This window comes from Pseudomonas sp. NPDC096950 (genome assembly GCF_044762525.1).
In the GTDB taxonomy this organism is placed as follows: domain Bacteria; phylum Pseudomonadota; class Gammaproteobacteria; order Pseudomonadales; family Pseudomonadaceae; genus Aquipseudomonas.
Map to the genome: position 1 here is coordinate 153098 of NZ_JBIWEL010000008.1, position 24362 is coordinate 177459.

Annotated in this window: 20 protein-coding genes; 5 read left to right on the forward strand and 15 right to left on the reverse strand. The window is 60.1% G+C overall.

Annotated features, from left to right (window positions below; all coding sequences use genetic code 11):
* The 4 genes from ACIQY3_RS15305 to ACIQY3_RS15320 all read right to left on the reverse strand — a co-directional run bounded on the left by ACIQY3_RS15305 (position 1) and on the right by ACIQY3_RS15320 (position 5522).
* Positions 1 to 915: an ABC transporter permease subunit gene (locus ACIQY3_RS15305; RefSeq protein WP_027921961.1), complete on the reverse strand. Its 915-nt coding sequence runs from the start codon at positions 913 to 915 to the stop codon at positions 1 to 3.
* A 171-nt stretch (positions 916 to 1086) separates the two neighbouring features.
* Positions 1087 to 2220: a branched-chain amino acid ABC transporter substrate-binding protein gene (locus ACIQY3_RS15310; protein WP_169371860.1), complete on the reverse strand. Its 1134-nt coding sequence runs from the start codon at positions 2218 to 2220 to the stop codon at positions 1087 to 1089.
* Between the two features lie 365 nt (positions 2221 to 2585).
* Positions 2586 to 3869, reverse strand: a complete 1284-nt coding sequence (locus tag ACIQY3_RS15315; protein ID WP_403020766.1) for an NAD(P)/FAD-dependent oxidoreductase — start codon at positions 3867 to 3869, stop codon at positions 2586 to 2588.
* Positions 3870 to 4031: 162 nt separating this feature from the next.
* A complete protein-coding gene (locus tag ACIQY3_RS15320; protein ID WP_054044088.1) occupies positions 4032 to 5522 on the reverse strand; it encodes an aldehyde dehydrogenase family protein in 1491 nt (496 codons plus the stop codon).
* A gap of 184 nt (positions 5523 to 5706) precedes the next feature.
* On the opposite strand from ACIQY3_RS15320, the gene ACIQY3_RS15325 reads away from it, so the two are divergent.
* From ACIQY3_RS15325 to nadE, 3 genes are all read left to right on the forward strand, one after another.
* Complete coding sequence (locus tag ACIQY3_RS15325; RefSeq protein ID WP_403020770.1) at positions 5707 to 6618, forward strand: LysR family transcriptional regulator; 912 nt, start codon at positions 5707 to 5709, stop codon at positions 6616 to 6618.
* A gap of 228 nt (positions 6619 to 6846) precedes the next feature.
* Positions 6847 to 8070, forward strand: coding sequence for a nicotinate phosphoribosyltransferase (pncB, locus tag ACIQY3_RS15330; RefSeq protein ID WP_123402411.1), 1224 nt, complete (start codon positions 6847 to 6849; stop codon positions 8068 to 8070).
* A gap of 4 nt (positions 8071 to 8074) precedes the next feature.
* Positions 8075 to 8902, forward strand: a complete 828-nt coding sequence (gene nadE / locus ACIQY3_RS15335) for an ammonia-dependent NAD(+) synthetase (RefSeq protein WP_403020772.1) — start codon at positions 8075 to 8077, stop codon at positions 8900 to 8902.
* 200 nt (positions 8903 to 9102) lie between these two features.
* Here the strand turns inward: nadE and azu are convergent, their stop codons facing one another.
* Positions 9103 to 9549: an azurin gene (gene azu, locus ACIQY3_RS15340; protein WP_403020775.1), complete on the reverse strand. Its 447-nt coding sequence runs from the start codon at positions 9547 to 9549 to the stop codon at positions 9103 to 9105.
* A gap of 343 nt (positions 9550 to 9892) precedes the next feature.
* Between azu and ACIQY3_RS15345 the strand changes: the two genes are divergently transcribed.
* Both ACIQY3_RS15345 and ACIQY3_RS15350 read left to right on the forward strand, forming a co-directional pair.
* Positions 9893 to 10480 (forward strand): TIGR00730 family Rossman fold protein, encoded by a 588-nt coding sequence (locus ACIQY3_RS15345; RefSeq protein ID WP_054044093.1) that lies wholly within the window; start codon positions 9893 to 9895, stop codon positions 10478 to 10480.
* A gap of 68 nt (positions 10481 to 10548) precedes the next feature.
* Positions 10549 to 10740 carry a hypothetical protein gene (locus ACIQY3_RS15350; protein WP_018928487.1) on the forward strand — a complete coding sequence of 64 codons (192 nt, stop codon included), beginning with the start codon at positions 10549 to 10551 and terminating at the stop codon, positions 10738 to 10740.
* Between the two features lie 73 nt (positions 10741 to 10813).
* On the opposite strand, the gene ACIQY3_RS15355 is transcribed toward ACIQY3_RS15350, so the two are convergent.
* The 10 genes from ACIQY3_RS15355 to ACIQY3_RS15400 form a co-directional block, all read right to left on the reverse strand.
* Positions 10814 to 11191, reverse strand: coding sequence for an NUDIX domain-containing protein (locus ACIQY3_RS15355; RefSeq protein ID WP_403020779.1), 378 nt, complete (start codon positions 11189 to 11191; stop codon positions 10814 to 10816).
* 139 nt (positions 11192 to 11330) lie between these two features.
* Positions 11331 to 12221, reverse strand: coding sequence for a transglutaminase N-terminal domain-containing protein (locus ACIQY3_RS15360; RefSeq protein WP_403020781.1), 891 nt, complete (start codon positions 12219 to 12221; stop codon positions 11331 to 11333).
* Positions 12221 to 14707 carry a circularly permuted type 2 ATP-grasp protein gene (locus ACIQY3_RS15365; RefSeq protein WP_403020783.1) on the reverse strand — a complete coding sequence of 829 codons (2487 nt, stop codon included), beginning with the start codon at positions 14705 to 14707 and terminating at the stop codon, positions 12221 to 12223. The genes ACIQY3_RS15360 and ACIQY3_RS15365 overlap by 1 nt, the downstream gene beginning before the upstream one ends.
* An 88-nt stretch (positions 14708 to 14795) precedes the next feature.
* Entirely contained in the window at positions 14796 to 18071 is a 3276-nt protein-coding gene (locus ACIQY3_RS15370) for a DUF2126 domain-containing protein (protein ID WP_403020786.1), read from the reverse strand.
* Positions 18072 to 18439: 368 nt separating this feature from the next.
* On the reverse strand, positions 18440 to 20743 hold the full coding sequence (locus ACIQY3_RS15375; RefSeq protein WP_403020906.1) for a YgiQ family radical SAM protein: 2304 nt from the start codon (positions 20741 to 20743) through the stop codon (positions 18440 to 18442).
* 201 nt (positions 20744 to 20944) lie between these two features.
* Positions 20945 to 22339 (reverse strand): replicative DNA helicase, encoded by a 1395-nt coding sequence (gene dnaB / locus ACIQY3_RS15380; RefSeq protein ID WP_054044099.1) that lies wholly within the window; start codon positions 22337 to 22339, stop codon positions 20945 to 20947.
* Positions 22340 to 22459: 120 nt separating this feature from the next.
* Positions 22460 to 22906, reverse strand: coding sequence for a 50S ribosomal protein L9 (gene rplI / locus ACIQY3_RS15385; protein ID WP_092274087.1), 447 nt, complete (start codon positions 22904 to 22906; stop codon positions 22460 to 22462).
* Between the two features lie 19 nt (positions 22907 to 22925).
* Positions 22926 to 23819, reverse strand: a complete 894-nt coding sequence (locus ACIQY3_RS15390; protein WP_403020790.1) for a hypothetical protein — start codon at positions 23817 to 23819, stop codon at positions 22926 to 22928.
* A 36-nt stretch (positions 23820 to 23855) separates the two neighbouring features.
* The gene (rpsR, locus tag ACIQY3_RS15395) at positions 23856 to 24086 is read right to left on the reverse strand and encodes a 30S ribosomal protein S18 (protein ID WP_002551829.1); all 231 of its coding nucleotides are present in this window, start codon (positions 24084 to 24086) and stop codon (positions 23856 to 23858) included.
* 28 nt (positions 24087 to 24114) lie between these two features.
* Positions 24115 to 24362 (reverse strand): 30S ribosomal protein S6 (locus tag ACIQY3_RS15400; protein WP_403020795.1); only part of this gene is annotated, 248 nt, incomplete at its 5' end.

The following is a 24362-nucleotide window of genomic DNA, read 5'->3' on the forward strand; positions in this document are numbered from 1 at the left end:
TTACACCTTCGACACAAGAGGACGGCCGAGCAGGCCTTGGGGCCGAAAGACCAGAACGAGAACGAGCAGCGAGAAGCTGAAAACGTCTTTGTAGTCCGAGTTCACCAGACCTGAGAACAGCGACTCGGAAATCCCGAGGATGATCCCGCCGAGCATCGCGCCAGGCAGCGAACCGATGCCACCGAGTACCGCGGCGGTGAACGCCTTGATCCCGATAACGAAGCCTGCGTAGAAGTCGAACGTGCCGTAGTTCATGGTGATCAGCACGCCGGCGAGGGCCGCCATCGCTGCACCGATGATGAATACGTAGGAAATCACGCGGTCGGTGTTGATCCCCAGGATCGAGGCCATCTTGCGGTCTTGCTGGGTGGCGCGGCACATGCGGCCGAGCTTGGTGTACTTGATGACATAGGTCAGCAGGCCCATGCCGACGAACGCTGCCACCAGAATGAAGATCTTGGTGTAGGTCAGCTGGACGAAGCCAGTACCGACTTCAACGCGCCATGCACCGGTCAGCAGGGTTGGAACACCCTGTTGGCGAGCGCCCTGGGCGATCTGTGCGTAGTTTTGCAGGATCAGGGAAATACCGATGGCGCTGATCAGCGGTGCCAGTCGTGTGGAGTTGCGCAGCGGTTTGTAGGCGACACGCTCGATGACCCAGCCATACACCGCCGTGACGACGATGGTGAAGACCAGTGTGCCGAGCATCAGCAGAGGGAAGGATTCAATACCGAAGTAAGCCAGCAGAGCCAGACTGATTGCCGCGAGGTAAGCGGAAATCATGTAAACCTCGCCGTGGGCGAAGTTGATCATGCCGATGATGCCATAGACCATTGTGTAGCCGATGGCGATCAGGCCATAGACCGACCCGAGGGTCAGACCGTTGACCAGTTGCTGCAGGAAAATACCATCCATAACGCAATCTCACGCATTTGAGAGACTGCACAGAAGCGGGTTGCAACGGACCGGGGTTCAGCCGCCAGTGCAACACGGTTGTGTGCAGCTCTACGAGAAAAGACAGGTACTGCACGGACATGTTCTTTGACTGCCCGGCGCACAAGGCGCCGGGCAAGTCAGCAGTTCATATCACTTCTGTTTTTCCAGCTGGTGGTATTTGCCGTCCTTGTCCCACTGGTAAACCACGTAGTCGGAGACTTTCAAGTCGCCCTTGCTGTCCCAGGTCTTCTCGCCCATGACGGTCTTGACCGGGTTTTTCTTCAGCCACTCGGCGGCTTTTTCGCCACTGTTGGACTTGGAGCCGTTGAAGGCGGCAGCCAGGGTCTGGACCGAAGCGTAGGCGTACAGGGTGTAGCCTTCAGGCTCGGTGCCTTTTTTGCGGAACTCGTCCACTACGGTTTTGCTGTCTGGCAGCAGACGCGGGTCGGCGCCGAAGGTCATCAGCACGCCGTCGACGTATTGCGGGCCGCCAGCGGTGGTCACCAGTTCGTCGGTCACGATGCCGTCATCGGACATGAATTTCACGTCTTTCAGGCCTTCGGTACGCAGCTGTTTAACCAGTGGACCCGCCTCTGGGTGCAGGCCGCCGAAGTAGACCACGTCGGCACCGGCCGCACGGATCTTGGTGACCACGGCGCTGAAGTCTTTCTCGCCGCGGGTCAGGCCTTCGTACAGCACTGGCGTTACGCCGCGCTTGACCAGTTGAGCCTTGGTGGCATCCGCCAGGCCTTGGCCGTAGGTGTCTTTGTCGTGCAATACGGCGACTTTCTTGCCCTTGAGCACGTCGACGATGTAGTCGCCCGCCACGATGCCTTGCTGGTCGTCACGCCCGCACATACGGAACATGGCGCTCAGGCCGCGCTCGGTAACTTGTGGGTTGGTGGAACCTGGAGTGATCGCGATGATGCCCGCTTCGTCGTAGATCTCGGAGGCCGGGATGGTCGACGAGGAGCAGAAGTGGCCGACTACGCCAGCGACTTTCTGGTTGGTCAGGTCCTTGGCGACCGTCACAGCCTGTTTCGGTTCGCAGGCGTCATCGCCCTTGACCAGTACGATTTTTTCCCCGTTGACGCCGCCCGATGCGTTGATCGCGTCGGCTGCTGCCTGTGCACCCTTCATGTACTGCTCGCCAAATGCCGCGTTGGCGCCAGTCATTGGACCTGCCACACCGATTTTCACATCAGCTTGTGCAAACGCAGAAACACCCAACGCAGTTGCCACTGCGAGGGCCAGAAAGCCTTTCTTGTAAAACGTCTGGGACATGAGGTGGTGCTCCAAGGTTTTTTTTTAGTTGGCACTGCGACTTCTCTGGTTGCTCAGAGCAAGGGCCGTGCCATCGGTTTTTTATTCTGAAAAAAGTCGCTGCTTTATTGTTATTTCGACTGTTTCGATCCCATTTTCATTGGGCGTGCAACCGTCTAAACCGCGGGAGGTGAAACCATTACTTTAAAAAGGCGCAACCCGCACGCGCCATCATTGCAACCGCGGCACTAAACGACGTGCAACCAGCCTGTAACAACGTGCGTCACCGAAGTGCACACTGCTGGTGCGGTACTGCTACAACCCGCACCTTTTACAGGCTAGTCGCTGCGCGAAAAAGCGCCGCTTCCAGCAACACATTTCAACAATCAAATCACGATCCGCAAGCACTGGCCTGCGTGATACAGCGAAAAACCGGCCTCATACAGACAGCTGCGCAGGCCAACACCTGCCAGGGGCTGCATCGGTGCGAACGGAATCGGTAGCGCCTGAGGATTTCCGTTACACAAATAGTCGGCAAAGGCTTTGCCGACCACAGTTCCCGTCGTCACGCCCCGGCCGTTGTACCCCGTGACCGCCACTAAACCGGGCGCCGGCTCGAACAGACGCATCAGGTGATCGGGAGTAAACGCGATGCAACCGGTCCAGGTGCATTCCCATTCCACCGGTTTGAGGAACGGAAAATAGTGCTGCTGGACCCGATCGGCCCAGGCTTTCAAGAACCAGGTCGGTTTCTGATTGCCGTTGCCGAGACTGCCGAGCAGCAGGCGTCCATCTTTGTCGCGACGGATGCTGCTGAGTACCTGGCGCGTATCCCAGGAACCCTGGCCGCCGGGCAGGATCTGTTGCGCGGCGTCTTCGGTCAACGGGACCGAGGCCACTTGGTAGTAGTAACCGGGGAAGAAGTTGCGGCGCAGTTCTGTCCAGTCGCCTTCGGTGTAGGCGTTGGAGGCGATGACCACCTGATCGGCCAGCACCGAGCCTTGGGCGGTCTGCACTGACCACTTTTGGCCCTGACGTTCGAGGCGGGTTACCGGGGAATGATCGAACAGCTGACCTCCGAGGGCGATGGCCGCTTTGGCCAGCCCGGTGGTGTAGGCCATCGGGTTGATCGTGCCAGCACGTCGATCCAGCAACGCGGCGGCGATCTTTTTGGTCCCGGTGGCTTGTTCGCAGGCCTGGCCGGTCAACAGTTCGACCGGGGCGCCGCGACGTTTCCATTGTTCTTCACGACTGCGCAAATCCGCTTCGCCACGGCTGTTGTGCGCCATGTGCAGCGTGCCTTCGCGGCGCAATTGGCAATCGATGTTGTACTTATCCACAAGGCTGAACACCAGGGACGGTGCCGCGCCGAGCATGCGGTTGAGCTGACTGCCCACCGCTTCGCCGAATCCGGCTTCGATCTCGTCCGGCGGAATCCACATCCCGGCATTGACTAGCCCGACGTTGCGTCCAGACCCGCCATGCCCGGCGCGATGAGCTTCCAGCACACAGACGCTTTTACCCGCCTCCAACAAATGCACCGCTGCCGACAGCCCGGTAAACCCGGCGCCGATGACGCAGACATCAACCTTCACTTCACCCTTGAGCGCCGCATTGTCGGGCCTTTGTGGCGTCAGTTTTTCCCACAGACACTCTTCGCGTAACGGCATTGCCAGACTCCAATCAGAAACCTAACCAACACACCATTCCCAGTGTGGGAGCGGGCTTGCTCGCGAAGGCGGCGTCACATCCAACATTTGTGCTGAATGACACACCGCTTTCGCGAGCAAGCCCGCTCCCACAGGGGATCTTCATGGGTTCAAGCGTTGTACTTAGTCGAAGGTAATCCCCTGCGCCAACGGCAACTCCAGCGAATAGTTCACGGTGTTGGTCTGGCGGCGCATGTAGCCGCGCCATGCGTCGGAGCCCGACTCACGACCACCGCCGGTTTCCTTCTCGCCACCAAACGCGCCGCCGATTTCCGCGCCGCTCGGGCCGATGTTGACGTTGGCGATGCCGCAGTCGCTGCCCACGGCGGACATGAACTGCTCGGCTTCACGCACGTCGGTGGTGAAGATGCACGAAGACAGGCCTTGGGGTACAGCGTTGTTCAGGCGCAGGGCCTCGGCGAAATCGGTGTAGCCCACAACGTAGAGGATCGGCGCGAAGGTTTCATCGCGAACCACGTCGCTTTGCTCCGGCATTTCCACGATCGCCGGGGACACGTAGTAGGCATTCGGGAACTTGTCTTCCAGTTGACGCTTGCCGCCAAACACCCGGCCGCCTTCGCTCAGAGCCTGTTCCAGCGCTTCCTGCATGTTTTCAAAGCTGTTTTTGTCGATCAGCGGGCCGATCAGATTGCCTTCCAGCGGGTTGCCGATGCGAACCTTGGAGTACGCAGCCTTCAGGCGGGTGACGATTTCTTCTTTCACCGATTCGTGGGCAATCAGACGACGCAGGGTGGTGCAACGCTGGCCGGCGGTGCCGACAGCGCTGAACAGGATCGCGCGAACGGCCATGTCCAGGTCGGCGCTTGGGCCGAGGATCATTGCGTTGTTGCCGCCCAGTTCGAGAATGCTGCGAGCGAAGCGTGCGGCGATTTTCGGCGCCACTTCACGGCCCATGCGGGTGCTGCCGGTGGCGCTGATCAGCGCGACACGCGGGTCATCCACCAGTGCTTCGCCGGCATCGCGGCCGCCGATGATCACTTGGCTGAGGTGCGGTGGTGCGTCGGAGAAGTTTTTCAGCACGCGGTCGAACAGTGCCTGGCAGGCCAGAGCGGTTAGCGGGGTTTTTTCCGACGGTTTCCAGATCACCGGGTTACCGCAGACCAGCGCCAGCGTGGTGTTCCAGGCCCAGACCGCGACCGGGAAATTGAACGCACTGATCACACCGACAACGCCCAGCGGATGCCAGGTTTCGCGCATGTGGTGGCCAGGACGCTCGGAAGCGATGGTCAAGCCGTACAGCTGGCGGGACAGACCGACGGCGAAGTCGCAGATGTCGATCATTTCCTGCACTTCGCCCAGCCCTTCCTGGGTGATCTTGCCGGCTTCCCAGGAGACCAGCTCACCGAGATCGGCCTTGTATTCACGCAGGATGTCGCCCAGTTGGCGCACCAGTTCGCCACGGCGCGGTGCCGGGACCTTGCGCCACAATTCGAACGCATGATCTGCGCGACTGATGTGTTGCTCGACTTCGGCAGCGCCTTCCCAGTTCACGGCGGCAATCTGGCTGCCATCGATCGGCGAATGCACCGGCACTTTGCCGTTCTGGTACAGGGCCGGGTTCACACCAAGACGATCAAGCAATGCGGCAACCATGGGTCACTCCTCAAGCAGAAAACGGAAATCGTGCAGCCGGAATTTCACGGCTGATCAGACCTGTAGTTGTAGCGCCACCGAGACGAGCCAACAAACGACCATTAAGCGAGATATCATTCCGTTTATTCATGCTTCGCATCTGCCGGTTAAGAAAAGCATAGAGATACAAGAAAAAGGACCACCCATGCTGAATAAACGCTACTTGCCGTCGATCACCGCATTGCAGTGTTTCGAGGCCGTGACCCGGCATCTGAGCTTCACCCGGGCCGCCGAAGAGCTGAACCTGACCCAGAGCGCCGTCAGCAAACAGGTCGCGCAACTCGAAGAGCTGCTGCAACACCTGCTGTTCCGCCGGGTGCGTCGACGCCTGCAAATGACCCCGGCCGGTGATTTGTACCTGGTGGAGGTACGAAAAATCCTCACTCAGGTCGAGATGTCGACCCACTACCTGCGTTCCTACGGCGGTGACACCGAAGTCCTGCGCGTCTCGACGCCACCGACCTTCGGCGCCCGCTGGCTGGTGCCGCGCCTGAAAGGCTGGCGCCTGCGTCATCCGTCGATTCACCTCGATTTGTGCAGTGAGCAGGAAGCCGACGACCTACTGCAAGGCCGCAGCGACCTGGCCTTTTATTTCGGCCAAGGCTCGCGGCCGGGCACCGAAAGCCTGAAGCTGTTCGGCGAAGAGCTGGTGCCGGTCTGCGCACCGGGTAGCCTGCCGGATACACCGTTCACCGACCCGACGCAACTCACCGACCTGGTCCTGCTGCAAAACGCCTCCCGGCCTCAGGCCTGGCACGACTGGTTCGACAGCCAGGGCTACCACACCGAACACAGCTACCACGGCCCGCGTTTCGAAACCTTTTATATGTGCATCCGCGCCGCGCAAGTCGGCTGCGGCGTGGCGTTGTTGCCAAGGTTTCTGGTGGAAGAGGAATTGGCGGACGGCAAACTGGTCATACCCTGGCAGCATGCGATGCCGAGCTCCGACGCGTATTACCTGGCCTACCCCGAACATTCGGCGGAAGTGCCCAAGGTGCGGGACTTTGTGAAGTGGATGCTGGAGCAGATTGATAGCCCGGACACACCACAGATTTAGAGTTACCCCAATCCCTGTCGGAGGGGGCTTGCTCGCGAAGAGGCCGGCACATTCAACATTAATATTGACTGACCCACCGCCTTCGCGAGCAAGCCCGCTCCCACCGGGATCTGCTACAGCAAAAAAAATCGCTGGCAATCACCACCGCCGATATGCGCCACTAGCCCCATTCATTGATACAGCTGAAACGTCGCGACCACGGGCCGCGGCCAGCCTGGAGATTCCCTTATGAGCGAGAGCGTATTTGGCGATCGCATCGTGCAGAACCTGCTCGACACCGACTTCTACAAACTGACGATGATGCAGGCGGTGCTGCACAACTACCCTAACGTGGAAGTCGAATGGGAGTTTCGTTGCCGTAACAGTGAGGATTTGCGCCCGTACCTGGCGGAAATCCGCTACCAGATCGAGCGCCTGGCTGAGTTGAGCCTGAGCGCCGACCAGTTGAGTTTCCTTGAGCGCATCAGCTTCATGAAGCCGGATTTCCTGCGGTTTCTCGGGTTGTTCCGCTTCAATCTGCGCTACGTCCACACCGGCATTGAAAACGGCGAGTTGTTCATCCGCCTGCGCGGGCCGTGGCTGCATGTGATTTTGTTCGAAGTGCCGATGCTGGCGATCGTCAGCGAAGTGCGAAACCGCTATCGTTACCGGGAAGTCGTCCTCGAGCAAGCGCGCGAGCAGCTCTATCGCAAGTTCGACTGGCTGACCGCCAACGCCAGCAGCGACGAATTGTCCGAGTTGCAGGTAGCCGATTTCGGCACCCGTCGCAGGTTTTCGTACCGTGTGCAGGAAGAAGTGGTGAACGTGCTCAAGCACGACTTCCCCGGACGCTTCGTCGGCACCAGCAACGTGCATCTGTCCCGGGAGCTGGACATGAAACCCTTGGGCACTATGGCCCACGAGTGGATCATGGCCCATCAGCAACTCGGCCCACGGTTGATCGACAGCCAGATTGCCGCCCTCGATTGCTGGGTCCGCGAGTATCGCGGCTTGCTGGGGATCGCCCTGACCGACTGCATCACCACCGATGCCTTCCTCGGCGATTTCGACCTGTATTTCGCCAAGCTCTTCGACGGCTTACGTCATGACTCCGGTGATCCGGTGCTCTGGGCGGAGAAGTCCATCGCCCACTACCACAAGCTCGGCATCGACCCGATGAGCAAGACCCTGGTGTTCTCCGACAGCCTCACGCTGCCCAAGTCCCTGGAAATATTCCGCGCGCTGCGGGGTCGGATCAATGTCAGTTTCGGCATCGGCACCAACCTGACCTGTGATATTCCGGGTGTTGAACCGATGAGCATCGTGCTTAAAATGACCGCCTGCAACGGCCAACCGGTGGCGAAGATCTCCGACGAGCCAGGCAAGACTCACTGCAAAGACCCGAATTTCGTCGCCTATTTGCGACATGTTTTCAAAGTACCTGCCCTTTCCAGTATTCCTAGCAAGGAGTGAATTCATGCAAGCCGTACAGCGTGAGATTGCTGATCAGTTGAAGGTTCAGCCGCCATTCGCCGACCAAGCGGCCCTTGAGGCTGAAGTCGCCCGGCGGATTACTTTTATCCAGGATTGCCTGGTCAATTCCGGGCTCAAGTCCCTGGTGCTGGGCATCAGTGGCGGCGTCGATTCCCTGACCGCCGGCCTGCTGGCCCAGCGTGCCATGCGCGAACTGCGCACCCGCACCGGTGATGACAGCTACAAGTTCATCGCCGTGCGCCTGCCGTACGAAACCCAGTTCGATGAACACGACGCCCAGGCTTCGGTGGATTTCATCGCCCCGGACGAACGCCACACAGTGAACATCGGCCCGGCGGTCAAATCCCTGGCCGCTGAAGTCGCGGCCTTCGAAGGCCAGCACGCGGTGTCGGTGGATTTCGTGCTCGGCAACACCAAGGCGCGGATGCGCATGGTCGCCCAGTACACCATCGCCGGCGCGGCCCACGGGTTGGTGATCGGTACTGATCACGCGGCGGAAGCGGTAATGGGCTTCTTCACCAAGTTTGGTGACGGTGCCTGCGATTTGGCTCCGTTGAGCGGGCTGGTGAAAAATCAGGTGCGGGCGATTGCCCGCAGCTTCGGCGCGCCGGAATCGCTGGTGGAAAAAATCCCGACTGCCGACCTTGAAGACCTGTCGCCGGGTAAACCGGACGAGGCGTCCCACGGCGTGACCTATGCCGAGATCGACGCGTTTCTGCACGGCGAGCCGGTGCGTGAGGAAGCGTTCAAGATCATCTGTGATACGTACAAAAAGACGCATCACAAACGTGTGATGCCGTTTGCGCCTTGATCAGTGAATAAAAAAAGCCCGCTGAAGGAGTTGATCCGCAGCGGGCTTTTCTTTGGCTCAAGCATTGATCGATGCTGAAGGCCCATTCGCGAGCAAGCCCGCTCCCACATTGGATCTGTGCTGAACACAAATACTGTGTTCGCAGAAGATCTTCTGTGGGAGCGGGCTTGCTCGCGAAGAACGATAACGCGGTGGCCGACTTATTTCAGGGTAACCGTGCCTTTCATCATCGAGATGTGGCCAGGGAACGAGCAGAAGAAACCGTACGCTTCGCCAGCTGCCAGTTTCGACACGTCGAAGGTCACCGAATCTTTCTCGCCGGCACCGATGATCTTGGTGTGGGCGATGATGCGTGCGTCGCCTTCGGGCAGGTAGTTCTTATCGATGCCGGCGGCCAGGCCTGCGGTGGCGATCGGCTGCATGTCAGCCTCTTTGCTCAGCACCCAGTTATGGCCCATGACGTTTTTCGGCAAGCTGCCCGAATGAGTCAGCTCGACGGTGAAGGTCTTGCAGCTCTTGTCGATTTCAATGGCTTTGGTGTTGAAGGACATCTGGTCAGTGGAGTCGACGGTGGTCTTGCATTCGGCAGCCATCAATTGGCTGCTGGCCAGTGTCAGCAGGGATACCGCAACAAGTTTGGCAAACATGGTGAATCTCCAAGGCAGGGTTAACAAAATCGCGAATGGACAGAAGACTGCCTGAAAACTTCGCAAGTTCCTATGACCTGAATCAAAAATTGTATACAACTTTCGGGCTATGACACTCATCGAAACAATCTAACAGCCAGACGTCTGGGTCGGCCTTATCCTCAAGTCGTCATCCCTTATCTGGAGCGCCTGTCATGTCCATCAACAGCTTATTACGCAGTTTGCTCGCCGCCTACGCCTGTGGCGCCAGCGGCACTTACGAAACACCTCAACGCGAGGTTTAACCCTTGGATCGATGCTTGCCTGCCTTTACTCTGTGGCCAACCTGACCATGGAGTAAGGCATGTCTATCGCGTCCGTTTGTGTATTTTGCGGTGCCAGCACTGGCACCAACCCGGCTTATCGTGAAGCGGCTGTCGCCCTGGGGCGAGCATTGGCCGAGCGCAAGCTGACCCTGGTCTATGGCGGCGGCGCCGTCGGGCTGATGGGAATCGTCGCCGATGCGGCACTGGCGGCGGGTGGCGAAGTGATCGGGATCATCCCGCAAAGCCTCAAGGACAAGGAAATCGGCCACAGCGGCCTGACGCGCCTGGAAGTGGTCGACGGCATGCATGCGCGCAAGGCGCGGATGGCTGAACTCAGCGATGCGTTTATCGCGCTGCCCGGCGGCCTCGGCACGCTCGAAGAACTGTTCGAAGTCTGGACCTGGGGCCAGCTCGGTTACCACGGAAAACCCCTCGGTTTGCTCGAAGTAAACGGTTTCTATGGCCAATTGACCGCTTTTCTTGATCATATCGTCGGCGAAGGCTTCGTTCGCGCACCACACCGTGACATGCTGCAAGTGAGCGAATCGCCGCAAACCCTGCTCGATGCACTGGACGCCTGGCAACCCTCGATCCTGCCAAAATGGGCCGAGCAAAAACCCAGCTAACGGCTAGGCACCGATACAGGGCAGAATATGCGCCGCTCAACCTCACCTTCGACCCCAGAGGATCGCCCATGGCTAAACCTAATTATTCCTTCGCCAAACGTCAGAGAGACTTGGCCAAGGAGCAGAAGAAAGAGGAAAAGCTTCAGCGCAAGAAAGCTACAGCTGAAGAAGAAGCAGCAGCACTGAACCCGGATGCAGAAGGTGAAGTAGCGGCAGAAGATGATGTTGAAGCACCGAAAGATCAGGCGCCCGACGCCTGAGACCCTCAGGGCCCGATGATCTGATCAGGCTCACCGGATCTGTGTCCAGGGTCAGCAGCGTCGCTGCTGACCCTCACAGGCCCAACGCTTTGTGAATCGAATCGCGATACCCCTTGGGCAAGTTGCCCGGCAGATTCGCCGGATCAAACAGCCCGATCTCCTTGTGTTCATGACTGACTTTCGGCACAAAACCGCCCAGCAACTGGCAGCGGTAAGTCGAGATAAACACGTATTTGCCGGGGATCACCTCGAACAGATACGAATCCAGCGGCTCTCCCACCCCCACTTCGACGTCCAGCTCCTCGGCGATTTCCCGTGCCAGGCAGTCCGGTGCTGTTTCACCCAGCTCGATTCGCCCACCGGGTAATTCCCATTCGTCACGCTCGTTGAGCATCAGCACGACCAAGCCTTCGGGGGATTGCAGGACACCCTTGATTGAAACCGGGAACATCGGATTTCCTCCTTTTCACTGTCACACCATCCAACCCCTGTGGGAGCGGGCTTGCTCGCGAATGCGGTGTGTCAGCCACATTGATATCGACTGATACACCGCATTCGCGAGCAAGCCCGCTCCCACAAGGGGATTTCTGTTAATCCAGTGGCATCACGGTCACTCGGACTTCCGGATCATGATTGCCGCCGCCAAGAATCACCCCGCGCAACGGCGAGACATCGGAAAAATCCCGGCCCCAGGCCAGGGTGATGTGTTCCAGCGCCGGTTGCACATTGTTGGTCGGGTCGAAATCCACCCAGCCAAGCACCGGGCAAAACACCGATACCCAGGCGTGGGACGCATCGGCGCCGATCAGTCGCGGCTGGCCCGGTGGTGGCTGGGTCAGCAGATAACCGCTGATGTACCGCGCCGCCAGACCCCGCGAGCGCACACAGGCGAGCATCAGGTGCGCGAAGTCCTGACAAACCCCGCGTCGACGCTCCAGCACTTCCACCAGCGGCGTGGCCACTTGGGTCGCCTCGGCATCGAAGGTGAACTCGCTGAAAATCTTCTCCATCAATGCCTGGACACCCAGTAGCAGCGGCCGTCCCGCAGGAAAACAGCTTTCCGAGAACTCGACGAAGTTGCGCTTCAAATGCACGTACGGCGATTCGAAACGATAACGACAGGCTTCCAGCAGCTCAGGCGAAAGCGGTTGGCTGCTATAAGTAAGGGCATTTCGGGTTTCTTCCCAGGCCGGGGATTGATTGAAATCCAGGATCGGCCGGGCCAGCACTTCGACCGTGAGCTCGGCGTTCACCAGCAGTTCATCGTGGGGGCGCTCGAAAGCCAGGCGGGTCAGCGGATTGCCGAACACGTCCAGTTCATCGCGACGGGTCGTCGGGTCCGGGCTAATCAGCAACGCCTGGGCGGTGCAACGCTGCCATGTGCAGGCGCGCGGCCACAAATGCGCCAACTGCTGGGCCAGGGACACCGGGCTGTCGTAGTGATAATGGGTGTCGTGGAAAATCTGGTAACGAGCATTCATCAGACGGACACCGTGCGCTGGCTGACATCATCGACATGGGCAAAATGGCGCAGCGCCAGGCGATCCGAGACCTGGCCGCTGGCATCGGCGATCTCTTGCAGCAAATCGGCCAAGCCCTCGACCGCCGCGTGAACGCTGGCCTCGCCAAACAACGAGTTCTCCAGACAGCCCAGATCGAAGTGCATCAAGCGCTCCACCAACCGTGGCAGCCCCGCCTCTCGCGGCGCACCGAAATCGTCATTCAGGCGCTTCAATGTGCGGGTCACCAGTTTCAACTGGAACAGCACCGCGTGCGGGTTCTGCTCATCCAGCAGCAACAGGTCGAGCACCGGAATCAACTGCGCCACCGCCAGGTAGCGCGAGCGGTAGGTGATGCTGCTGTTACCCAGCTCCAGCAACCATTCCAGCCCGGCCTGATCGAAGGCACCCGCACCACGCAGAAATGCCGCGAGGCTGCCGCTGAGAAACTGCAAGCGCTCAATGCGCCGGCCGATCATCAGGAAACGCCAGCCTTCGTCCCGGGTCATGTCGTCCAGGGCAAAACCGGACAGGGCCGCCAGGGACATCACCAAGCGGTTGAGGAAATCCAGCAACTCGCCGAAATCCGGTTCCTCGGTTTCCAGCTCCATGGCCTCGCGCTGTAACTCCACCAGCGCCTGCCAGTTTTCCCGGGAGAGCTTGCCGCGCACTTGCGAGGCCGCCCATTGCAGACGTTGCAGGTTGGAACGCAGGCTGAATGGCCAGTCATCGCCAAGCAATGCGGCCAGCAAGCGCTCCGGCAACTCGCCTTCGTCGGGCAGCAGGTTCAGCCGCTCACCAAGATCCACCGCCGCTTCCAGCGCTTGCGGATCATCGCCATCGACATAGCGCGCCAGCATGATCCGTAGCAACCGCGCACTGTCATCGCAGCGCTCGCAGTAACGACCGAACCAGAACAGGTTCTCCACCACTCGCGACGGCAGATAGGGATCGCGTCGCACCAGATCGTGGACGCCGATGGTGCGCTGGGTTTTCCATTGTTCGCCGCTCGGGGCGCGCTCACCGAGCACCCACGTGTCCTTGCTCGCGCCACCGCGCTGCATCGACACCACTTCGGCGTCGGCCTCGGCGGCGACACGGGTCAGGCCGCCGGGCAGCACCCGATAACCTTCGCGACTGGCCACCGCATACACGCGCATGCCGATGGCCCGGGGTTGCAGTTGACCGTCCTCGGCCTGCCAGATTGGGGCTTGGGACAACTGCGCCAATTCTTGCGCGACATAAGCGTAAGGCCGCGCCTGCATGCGTTCGGCCAGCGTTTGACGCTGTTTTTCACTCAAGTCACGGCCAAACACCGGCGCAAAGCTCTGGGACGGGAATGCCGGTTTGATCAGCAATTCCGGGAGTTTTTCCAGGGCTTGCGCGAGCACCGGCGCTTCACCGCACCACCACGTCGCGATGGACGGCAGGATCAATTCTTCGCCGAACAGGAATTGATTGATCTTCGGCAGGAAGCCCAACAGCCCTGGCGATTCCAGCACGCCGCTGCCCAGGGCATTGGCGACCAGCACCCGGCCCTGGCGTACGGCTTCCAGCAACCCCGGCACGCCGAGGGCCGAGTCGGTACGCAGTTCCAGCGGATCGCAGAAGTCATCGTCGAGGCGACGCATGATCGCGTGCACCCGCCGCAGACCGCTCAAGGTTTTCAGATAGACCGTGGCGTCACGCACCGTCAGGTCGCCGCCTTCCACCAGCGGATAACCGAGCTGGCGCGCCAGGTACAAATGTTCGAAATAGCTTTCGTTGAACCGCCCCGGCGTCAACAGCACGATCAGCGGCGCTTCATCGTCGCTCGGCGCCTGACGGGCCAAAGTTTCCTGCAACGTACGGAAGAACCCGGCCAGATGCTGCACCTTCAGATCGCGGTACAACTCGGGAAAGGCCCGGGACACGATGGTGCGGTTTTCCAGCGCATAACCGGCACCCGACGGCGCCTGGGTGCGGTCCGCGGTGACCCACCAGCGACCGTCCGGGGTGCGCGCCAGATCCACCGCGTACAGATGCAAAAAGGCCCCATCAGGTGGAGAAATCCCCTGACAAGGCCATAGAAAGTTGTTGTGCCCGAACACCAGTTCGGCCGGCAGCAGGCCTTCGGCGATCAAACGCTGCGGACCATACAAATCCGCCAGCACCGCGTTGAGCAAGCGCGCGCGCTGGGCAATCCCGGCGGACAGTTGCTGCCACTCATCGGCGGCGATCACATGGGGCAACAGGTCCAGTTCCCACGGACGATCGGCGCCCTTGGGGTCGGCGTAGACGTTGTAGGTCACGCCGTTTTCCTGGATTTGCCGGGTCAGCAACGCCTGGCGCTGCACCAGTTGCGTCGGGGTGCTGCGCTGCAATTGGTCGAACAGCCGACGCCAGTGCGGACGCACCGCGCCGCTGTCGTCGAGCAGTTCGTGATAAGTGCCCGCCGTCAGCGGGTAGCGGTCAAGCAGGTCAGGCATGGAAAGCTCGTCAGACAGCAAAGAACGGTCAGACTAACGCAGGCTCATGACGCTCGGATATACGAAAAATCCGAGTGTCGCGTAGGGCTTAGAAACGTCGTAAATCGAGTGTCATCGGCAGCTCGTCGTTAATCGTGACGTTAGGTATAGGAAGTTTCCCAGGGGTGTGTCCGATTCGGAAGAAACGCGCCATGCGCCGACTCTCCGCCTCGTTCGCGTTCACCGGCAGGCTGTCATAGTTGCGCCCGCCCGGATGAGCGACGTGGTACTGACAGCCGCCCAGCGAGCGCTCCATCCAGGTATCGAGCAAGTCAAACACCAGCGGCGCGTGGACCGGGATGGTCGGTTGCAGGCAGTTGAACGGTTGCCAGGCGCGGAACCGCACGCCCGCGACGAATTCGCCGATCCGGCCAGTGGGTTGCAACGGCACCGGAATGCCGTTGCAGGTCAACAGATAACGCTGCGGTGCCAGGCCGGTGACTTTGACCTGCAAGCGCTCCAGTGACGAATCCACATAACGCACCGTGCCGCCGACCGCGCCCTCCTCGCCCAGCACATGCCAAGGCTCCAGCGCCTGGCGCACTTCCAGCTCGATGCCACTGACGGCGTAATCGCCGACCTTGGGAAAGCGGAATTCCAGGTGCGCCGCAAACCACTCGGCGCGCACCGGATAACCGGCGGCGTTCAGATCGACGATGACATCGGCGAAATCCTGCTCGATAAAGTGCGGCAACAGGAAACGATCGTGCAGCTCGGTGCCCCAGCGCGCCAGTTTCGGCGGCGCATAAGGTTCGCGCCAGAACCGCGCCACCAGTGCCCGCAGTAACAGCTGCTGGGCCAGACTCATGCGCGCATGGGGCGGCATTTCAAAGGCGCGCAATTCCAGCAAGCCGAGACGCCCGGTGGCGCCGTCCGGTGAATAGAGTTTATCGATGCAGAATTCAGCGCGGTGGGTGTTGCCGGTGACATCGATCAGCAGGTTGCGCAGCAGTCGGTCCACCAGCCACGGCGCGCATTCTTCTCCCGGTTTGGGCATTTGGGCGAAGGCGATTTCCAGCTCATACAACGAGTCGTTACGCGCTTCGTCCACCCGCGGCGCCTGGGACGTCGGGCCGATGAACAATCCGGAAAACAGGTAGGACAAGGACGGATGGTTATGCCAGTAACTGATCAGGCTACGCAGCAGATCGGGGCGGCGCAGGAACGGTGAGTCAGCCGGTGTCGCGCCGCCCAGTACGAAATGGTTACCGCCGCCAGTGCCGGTATGTCGACCATCAATCATGAATTTTTCGGTGGTCAGGCGAGTCTGGCGCGCTTCTTCGTAGAGGAATTCGGTGCGTTCAACCAATTCATCCCATGTGGCGGACGGTTGCACATTGACCTCGATCACGCCCGGATCCGGGGTGATGCGGAAGTTGCTCAGGCGCGGGTCGCTCGGTGGTTCATAGCCTTCCAGCAACACCGGGCAATGCAGTTCCTGCGCGGTGGCTTCAATGGCGGTGACCAGTTCCAGATAATCCTCGACCCGCTCCAGCGGCGGCATAAACAGGTACAAGCGGCCATCCCGCGCTTCCGCGCAGAACGCGGTGCGGGTCAGCCAATCGGCGGACTCGTCGATCTCGATATCCCGTTCAATCGCTTCCGCCGCGTTGCCCGGGCTGTTCAACTGCTGAGTGTCCGGAAGCGCCGGGAATTCCTGATTCGGGTCGTTGGGGTAGATGAACGGATATTCCGCCGCTTTCACCCACGGCTGCGACCCCAGCGGCAAGCGATAACCCAGCGGCGAATCCCCCGGCACCAACCGGCAATGCTCGTCGCGCAGATACCAGCGACCGCTCTGCCATTGATCGCCCTTGGCGGTGCGCGCCAGCGGCAGGACCTGGCCGATGACCTTATCCAGGCCCTGACTGAAGACTTTGCGCAGGCGCGCCCGCTCCAACGGTTCTTCCAGGCGTGAATCTTCGGCGCTGACATTCAGCGGCAAAGCGCCTTCGCGCCAGAGGTAATAGAAATTGTCTTCGTAGGCCGGAAACACAAAGCGTGTCGGAATTTTCAGGCGTTCGGCGACACTCGCGAGAAAACGCCCGGCCAGTTCACCATCGGCGCCGTAGTCTTCCTGCTCATCGGCGATCAGCGCGCTGTTGTGCCAGATCGGCACGCCATCACGCCGCCAATAGCAATTCAGCGACCAGCGCGGCAGTTGCTCGCCGGGGTACCACTTGCCCTGGCCGAAATGCACCAGGCCCTTGGGCGCGTAGTGCTTGCGCATGCGTTGGAACAATTCGGCGGACAGACGCCGCTTGTCCGGGCCGAGGGCGGCGGTGTTCCACTCGGCGCCGTCCGGGTCATCGATGGAGACGAAGGTCGGCTCACCGCCCATGGTCAGGCGCACGTCGCCCTCCAGCAGGTCGGCATCGATTTGCCGCCCCAGCGCCTGAATCGCCAGCCACTGGTCTTCGGTGTAGGGCTTTGTAACCCGTGGCGCTTCCCAAATCCGTTCCACGGACATTTCGTGGGTGAACTCGCACTCGCACGGTTCCACCAAGCCACTGATCGGTGCCGCTGAGCCCGGATCGGGACTACAGGCCAACGGAATATGTCCTTCACCGGCAAACAGCCCTGACGTCGCATCCAGGCCGATCCAGCCGGCGCCGGGCAAGTAAACCTCGCACCAGGCGTGCAAGTCCGTGAAGTCCACTTCGGTGCCCGAGGGACCATCGAGACTTTTGACGTCGGCGGTGAGCTGAATCAGGTAACCGGAGACGAAACGCGCCGCCAGTCCGAGGTTGCGCAGCAATTGCACCAGCAGCCAGGCCGAATCGCGGCAGGAACCGGACGCATGTTCGAGGGTGTGTTCGGGGGTTTGTACGCCTGGCTCCATGCGGATCAGGTAGCCAATGTCTTCGCTCAAACGCTGGTTGAGGGCGACGAGGAAATCCACGCTGGGCAGCGGTGTGCGGTCGATGCCGTCCAGATAAGCCTTGAACTTCGGCGTCAGGGGCAAGGTTTCCAGGTACGGTGCCAGCTCCTTGCGCTCATCGGCGGCGTAGGTGAACGGGATCTTTTCCGCGTAGGGCTCAAGGAAGAAGTCGAACGGATTGAACACCGCCATTTCCGCCAGCAGATCGACCTCGATCCGCAGCTCATCGGTTTTCTCCGGGAACACCAGGCGCGCCAAGTAGTTGCCCTGGGGGTCTTGCTGCCAGTTGATGAAATGTTGCTCGGGCGAGACTTTCAGCGCATAGGACAAAATCCGCGTGCGACTGTGGGCTGCCGGGCGCAGGCGAACGATCTGCGGACCGAGCTCGACGGCGCGGTCGTAGCGGTAATGCGTGACGTGATGCAATGCGACATGAATCGACACGGCGTGCCTCCTGCGAGCCTTAAGCGTATTCGACAGCGCGCAAGACTTATGCCATCGCGCAGCGCTGGTGCTTTCATAGATTGCTTAAGGCAGTACAGCACCAAAATCGGGCGGCGCGGGAATTTGGTTTGAGGGGATTGCACGTAAATGTGGCGTGCCGGGGGTGTCAGCCGGAATTCAGCGACTGTCCCGGCCTCTTCGCGAGCAAGCCCGCTCCCACAGGGGAACGCATTCCAATGTGGGAGCGGGCTTGCTCGCGAAGAGGTCAGTTGCCACACCCCATTTTCTGACCTTGAAACAGGTTTTACTGCGCCAGAAACGCAAAACGCCAACCCGAGGGTTGGCGTTTTGTTATCAGCGGTCAGCGTTTAGCGCGGTACAACCGGCTTGCGCGCGGGCTTCGGCCCTTTGCCTTTGGCCGCATCCTTACGCTCCTTGGCCGCCTGCTGGTTGCGGGCGAACGCCGCAGCCTTGGCTTGTTCACGCTTGTCCCACGGGTTGCCACCATCGCTGGCACGCGGCGGCAGGCCGGTGTGCTGGGTCAGGATCTTGGTGGTCTTTTCCCCGGCCACTTTGTGGCTACCCGCCGGCGTCGAGTTCTTGCGACGGGCGCTCTGGTAACTGTCGGTCGCCGGCTGATGCAGCGGGATCAACTGGGTCTTGCCCGGCCCGATCAGGTCGGCGCGGCCCATGCGGGTCAGCGCTTCACGCAACATCGGCCAGCCTTTCGGATCGTGGTAACGCAAGAACGCCTTGTGCAGACGACGCTGCTCTTCGCTCTTGACGATGGTCACGGCGTCGCTCTTGTAAGTGACCTTGCGCAGCGGGTTCTTGCCCGAGTGGTACATCGCGGTGGCGGTGGCCATCGGCGACGGGTAGAACGCCTGCACCTGGTCGGCGCGGAAGCCGTTGCCCTTGAGCCACAGGGCCAGGTTCATCATGTCTTCGTCGGTGGTGCCCGGGTGGGCGGCGATGAAGTACGGGATCAGGTACTGCTCTTTCCCGGCTTCCTTGGAGTACTTCTCGAACATGCGCTTGAACTTGTCATAGCTGCCGATGCCCGGCTTCATCATCTGGTTGAGCGGACCTTCCTCGGTGTGTTCCGGGGCGATCTTCAGGTAACCACCGACGTGGTGGGTCACCAGCTCCTTGACGTATTCCGGCGACTCGACCGCAAGGTCATAACGCAGGCCGGAAGCAATCAGGATCTTCTTCACACCCGGCAAGGCACGGGCGCTGCGATACAACTGGATCAGCGACGAGTGGTCGGTGTTCAGGTTCGGGCAGATGCCAGGGAACACGCACGATGGCTTGCGGCACGCGGATTCGATTTCCGGGCTCTTGCAGGCGATGCGGTACATGTTCGCGGTCGGGCCGCCGAGGTCGGAAATGACGCCGGTGAAGCCTGGGACCTTGTCGCGGATCTCTTCGATTTCGCGAATGATCGACTCTTCGGAACGGTTCTGGATGATCCGGCCTTCGTGCTCGGTGATCGAGCAGAAGGTACAGCCGCCGAAGCAGCCACGCATGATGTTCACCGAGAAACGGATCATGTCGTAGGCCGGGATTTTTTCCTTGCCGTACGCCGGGTGCGGAATCCGTGCGTAAGGCATGCCGAACACGTAGTCCATTTCTTCGGTGGTCATCGGAATCGGCGGCGGGTTGAACCAGACGTCGACGTCGCCGTGCTTCTGCACCAGCGCGCGGGCGTTGCCCGGGTTGGTTTCCAGGTGAAGCACGCGGTTGGCGTGAGCGTAGAGCACCGCATCGCCACGGACTTTCTCAACCGACGGCAGACGAATCACGGTCTTGTCGCGAGTCATTTTCGGGCTGGCCAGAATCTGCACGACCTTGGCTTCGCTCGGATCTTCAACCGGGCCTTTTTCCTGCTCGATGGCGCAGGCTTGGGTGTCCTGGGTGTTCACGTACGGGTTGATGATCTTGTCGACCTTGCCCGGACGGTCAATGCGCGTGGAATCGACTTCGTACCAGTCTTTCGGCGTGTCGCGACGGATGAACGCGGTGCCGCGCACGTCAGTGATGTCTTCGATCTTGTGACCGTAGGACAGACGCTGGGCGACTTCGACAATCGCACGCTCGGCGTTGCCGTACAGCAGGATGTCGGCGCTGGCGTCGATCAGGATCGAGTTGCGCACCCGGTCCTGCCAGTAATCGTAGTGGGCGATGCGGCGCAGGGACGCTTCGATGCCACCGAGGACGATCGGCACGTTTTTGTAGGCTTCCTTGCAGCGCTGGCTGTAGACCAGGCTCGCGCGATCCGGACGTTTGCCCGCCAGGCCACCGGGGGTGTAGGCATCATCGGAACGGATTTTCTTGTCCGCGGTATAGCGGTTGATCATCGAGTCCATGTTGCCGGCCGCGACACCGAAGAACAGGTTCGGCTCGCCGAGCTTCATGAAGTCGTCTTTGGACTGCCAGTTCGGCTGGGCAATGATCCCGACGCGGAAGCCTTGCGACTCCAGCAGCCGGCCGATGATCGCCATGCCGAACGACGGATGGTCACCGTACGCATCGCCGGTGACGATGATGATGTCGCAGGAATCCCAGCCAAGCTGATCCATCTCCTCCCTGCTCATGGGCAGGAATGGCGCTGGCCCGAAACATTCGGCCCAGTACTTGGGATAGTCAAATAACGGCTTGGCTGCTTGCATCATGTCGATAACCGGTGTTGGCTTTCATTGAATTTCGCGGGCGCGGAATATAGCACAAAAAATAACCAATTCCGACGGCTATGGTCGGAAATTGCGCGCAACCCATGTGGGAGCGGGCTTGCTCGCGAAAGCGGTGTGTCATTCAGCAAATTTGGTGAATGTGATACCGCCTTCGCGAGCAAGCCCACTCCCACAGGTTAATTACTCGTCGTCGAAGTTGTAGCTGCCCGGCGCGAGGTTTTCGAATCGGGTGTATTTGCCGATAAACGCCAGTCGCGACGTACCGATCGGACCGTTCCGCTGTTTACCGATGATGATCTCGGCGATGCCTTTATGCTCGGTTTCCGGGTGATACACCTCGTCCCGGTACACGAACATGATGACGTCAGCATCCTGCTCGATGGCTCCGGATTCCCGGAGGTCGGAGTTGATCGGGCGTTTGTTCGGCCGTTGCTCCAGGGAGCGGTTGAGCTGCGAGAGCGCCACCACCGGGCAGTTGAATTCCTTGGCCAGGGCTTTCAAGGAACGGGAGATTTCGGAAATCTCGTTGGTCCGGTTGTCGCCGCCGGAGCCTGGAATCTGCATCAATTGCAGGTAGTCGATCATGATCAGGGCGACATCGCCGTGCTCACGCACCAGGCGTCGGGTCCGCGCACGCATCTCCGAAGGGCTGATACCTGCCGTATCGTCGATGAAGAGCTTGCGGTCGTTGAGCAGGTTGACCGCCGAGGTCAGGCGCGGCCAATCGTCGTCGTCGAGGCGACCGGCCCGGACCTTGGTCTGGTCGATACGGCCCAGGGACGACAACATACGCATGATCAGCGATTCACCTGGCATCTCCAGCGAGTAAACCAGGACGCACTTGTCACTGCGCAACACGGCGTTTTCCACCAGGTTCATCGCAAAGGTGGTTTTACCCATGGACGGACGGCCGGCGACGATGATCAGGTCGGACGGCTGCAGGCCGCTGGTCATCCCGTCGAGGTCGGTGTAACCGGTGGACAGGCCGGTGATGGCGTTGTCGGTGTTGAACAAGGTGTCGATACGGTCGATGGCCTTGGTCAGCAGGTCATTCACGCTCACCGGGCCGCCGGTTTTTGGCCGGGCCTCGGCGATCTGAAAGATCTGCCGTTCGGCTTCGTCGAGAATTTCTTCAGCGGTGCGGCCTTCCGGGTTGAAGGCGCTGTCGGCAATCTCGCTGGCGATGCCGATCAGTTGACGCAAGGTCGCCCGGGCACGGACGATCTGCGCATACGCCTTGATGTTGGCGACGGACGGCGTGTTTTTTGCCAGTTCGCCGAGGTAACCGAGGCCACCCACTTGCGAGGTCTGACCTTCCTTGTCCAATTGCTCGGCCAGGGTCACGACGTCGATTGGCGAGTTCATGTCCGCCAGTTTGGCGATCGCACGGAAGATCAGGCGGTGGTCATGTCGATAGAAATCGCCGTCCGATACTTGATCGAGCACGCGTTCCCAGGCGTTGTTGTCCAGCATCAAACCACCGAGCACAGCCTGTTCGGCCTCGATGGAATGCGGCGGCACCTTCAGGGCAGCGGTTTGCAGATCGTATTGCTCAGGAGCGGAGATATCGTTCATGGCCACTTGGTTATTTTATGAAAAGCAGGGATTACAGAAAGACAAAGGGCACGACCTGTAAACAGGATCGTGCCCGATGTTACCGGCAAGCACCCGAGGGTGCCAGCCGACAAGTGCTGCTTAAGCTGCTACCACGACAACGCGTACGGTGGCTTCAACTTCGGCGTGCAGGTGCACGGCTACGTCGAATTCACCTACGTTACGGATAGTGCCGTTCGGCAGACGAACTTCGCTTTTTGCAACTTCAACGCCAGAGGCGGTCAGTGCATCAGCGATGTCGTGAGTACCGATCGAACCGAACAGCTTGCCTTCGTCACCGGCGGTGGCAGTGATAGTCACTTCCAGCTCAGCCAGTTGGGCGGCACGGCTTTCAGCCGAAGTTTTGCGGTCTGCTGCGGCTTTTTCCAGCTCAGCGCGACGCTCTTCGAACGCAGCCACGTTGGCAGCGGTCGCAGCGGTAGCTTTGCCGTAAGGCAGCAGGTAGTTACGACCGTAACCAGCCTTAACGTTCACTTTGTCACCCAGGTTGCCCAGGTTGGTGACTTTTTCCAGAAGGATCAGTTGCATGTGAAAATCCTCTTAACTTTTAACCTTCACCGTTCGCGTTATCGGCGTCTTTCGACTGCAGACGACCGCGAAAATCAATCAGGCTGTCGACGATGGCCAAGACCACCAGCAACGGATAGATCAGCTGCATGAACAGCAACAGCGTGACGTACAACCCCACCAGCCAGAACCTGGCCAGTCGCTTTTGCGCCACCAGCCCGTGAATCAGGGCCAGTCCGGCGAACACCAGCGGTACACTGCACAACGGCGTCAACATCGCCAACTGGGAACCGAAGTTCGGCCCCAGCAGCATGAACGCCAGCAGTAACATCGCCAGCCCCAGCGGGAATCGGATGGCGCGAAACTCGCGACCAAAACCACCCGGGTTGTACAACAACGCCTGCCAGTAGCGCCCGACAATCAGGCTCAGCACACTGACGATTTGCAACAAGGCCGCAATCAGGCCGGTCAGGACCGGTGCAATCAGGGACGCGAAACGCGCTTGCTCATCTACCGACAACTTCTGGTAGACATCACCGAGTAGCGACGGCATGACCTTTATCAAGGCCTGCGCCAGCATCTCGATTTGGGGAGCAAAAGCTGTCCCCAGCACCACTGCAAACACCACTCCCATCGCTATGCTGACCAGCAGCACGCGGTTCCAGGACTCGCTTGCGCGCAAAACCAACGCAAGGCCCGAAGACCCCAGCAGCACCAGAAGTGCCCGTGGGTCATCGGAGTAAAGCCACCAGACCAAGGCCGGCAGCAGTCCCAGAGCAAGAACGCCCAGGGCGTCCTTCAATCCGCGCCGCAGGAGCACAAGGCATCCAGCGGCAGCACCCAACCAATACAACAACGGCAATGTTGCGCATCCAGCCACTACCAGAGTGGCCTGCACGCGGCCGCGCATGATGAACTCAGCTATGGCGCGCATGCATTCAATCCTTTGCTACGTGTCGACTGCCCGGTCTCAGCGGCCGTGGCTGTCGGTGTAGGCCAGCAGGGCCAGGAAGCGGGCGCGCTTGATAGCGGTGGCCAGCTGACGCTGATAACGAGCTTTGGTACCGGTGATACGGCTTGGAACGATTTTGCCGGTCTCGGATACGTATGCTTTCAGGGTGTTGAGATCTTTGTAATCGATCTCTTTCACGTCTTCAGCGGTGAAGCGGCAGAATTTACGACGACGGAAGAAACGTGCCATGTAATAGGCTCCTCAAAAGGTCCGTGGATTACTCGTCAGCGTTATCGCTGTTGTCGCTGTCATCACTGTCAACGCCTTCGGCGTCGGAGTGCTCAGGACGGTCGCGACGCTCACGGCGCTCACTGCGGTTTTCTTCAGCCTTGAGCATCTCGGATTGGCCGGTAACGGCTTCTTCGCGACGGATGACCAGGTTACGGATCACTGCATCGTTGTAGCGGACGTTGTCTTCCAGCTCGGCCAGGGCCTTGCCCGTGCAGGCGGCGTTCTGCATCCCGT

Bases quoted from the DNA above. Each gene is read 5' to 3' on its own strand.
- ACIQY3_RS15305 (WP_027921961.1), bottom strand. From the start codon at position 915: ATGGATGGTATTTTCCTGCAGCAACTGGTCAACGGTCTGACCCTCGGG.
- ACIQY3_RS15310 (WP_169371860.1), bottom strand. From the start codon at position 2,220: ATGTCCCAGACGTTTTACAAGAAAGGCTTTCTGGCCCTCGCAGTGGCA.
- ACIQY3_RS15315 (WP_403020766.1), bottom strand. From the start codon at position 3,869: ATGCCGTTACGCGAAGAGTGTCTGTGGGAAAAACTGACGCCACAAAGG.
- ACIQY3_RS15320 (WP_054044088.1), bottom strand. From the start codon at position 5,522: ATGGTTGCCGCATTGCTTGATCGTCTTGGTGTGAACCCGGCCCTGTAC.
- ACIQY3_RS15325 (WP_403020770.1), top strand. From the start codon at position 5,707: ATGCTGAATAAACGCTACTTGCCGTCGATCACCGCATTGCAGTGTTTC.
- pncB (WP_123402411.1), top strand. From the start codon at position 6,847: ATGAGCGAGAGCGTATTTGGCGATCGCATCGTGCAGAACCTGCTCGAC.
- nadE (WP_403020772.1), top strand. From the start codon at position 8,075: ATGCAAGCCGTACAGCGTGAGATTGCTGATCAGTTGAAGGTTCAGCCG.
- azu (WP_403020775.1), bottom strand. From the start codon at position 9,549: ATGTTTGCCAAACTTGTTGCGGTATCCCTGCTGACACTGGCCAGCAGC.
- ACIQY3_RS15345 (WP_054044093.1), top strand. From the start codon at position 9,893: ATGTCTATCGCGTCCGTTTGTGTATTTTGCGGTGCCAGCACTGGCACC.
- ACIQY3_RS15350 (WP_018928487.1), top strand. From the start codon at position 10,549: ATGGCTAAACCTAATTATTCCTTCGCCAAACGTCAGAGAGACTTGGCC.
- ACIQY3_RS15355 (WP_403020779.1), bottom strand. From the start codon at position 11,191: ATGTTCCCGGTTTCAATCAAGGGTGTCCTGCAATCCCCCGAAGGCTTG.
- ACIQY3_RS15360 (WP_403020781.1), bottom strand. From the start codon at position 12,221: ATGAATGCTCGTTACCAGATTTTCCACGACACCCATTATCACTACGAC.
- ACIQY3_RS15365 (WP_403020783.1), bottom strand. From the start codon at position 14,707: ATGCCTGACCTGCTTGACCGCTACCCGCTGACGGCGGGCACTTATCAC.
- ACIQY3_RS15375 (WP_403020906.1), bottom strand. From the start codon at position 20,743: ATGCAAGCAGCCAAGCCGTTATTTGACTATCCCAAGTACTGGGCCGAA.
- dnaB (WP_054044099.1), bottom strand. From the start codon at position 22,339: ATGAACGATATCTCCGCTCCTGAGCAATACGATCTGCAAACCGCTGCC.
- rplI (WP_092274087.1), bottom strand. From the start codon at position 22,906: ATGCAACTGATCCTTCTGGAAAAAGTCACCAACCTGGGCAACCTGGGT.
- ACIQY3_RS15390 (WP_403020790.1), bottom strand. From the start codon at position 23,819: ATGCGCGCCATAGCTGAGTTCATCATGCGCGGCCGCGTGCAGGCCACT.
- rpsR (WP_002551829.1), bottom strand. From the start codon at position 24,086: ATGGCACGTTTCTTCCGTCGTCGTAAATTCTGCCGCTTCACCGCTGAA.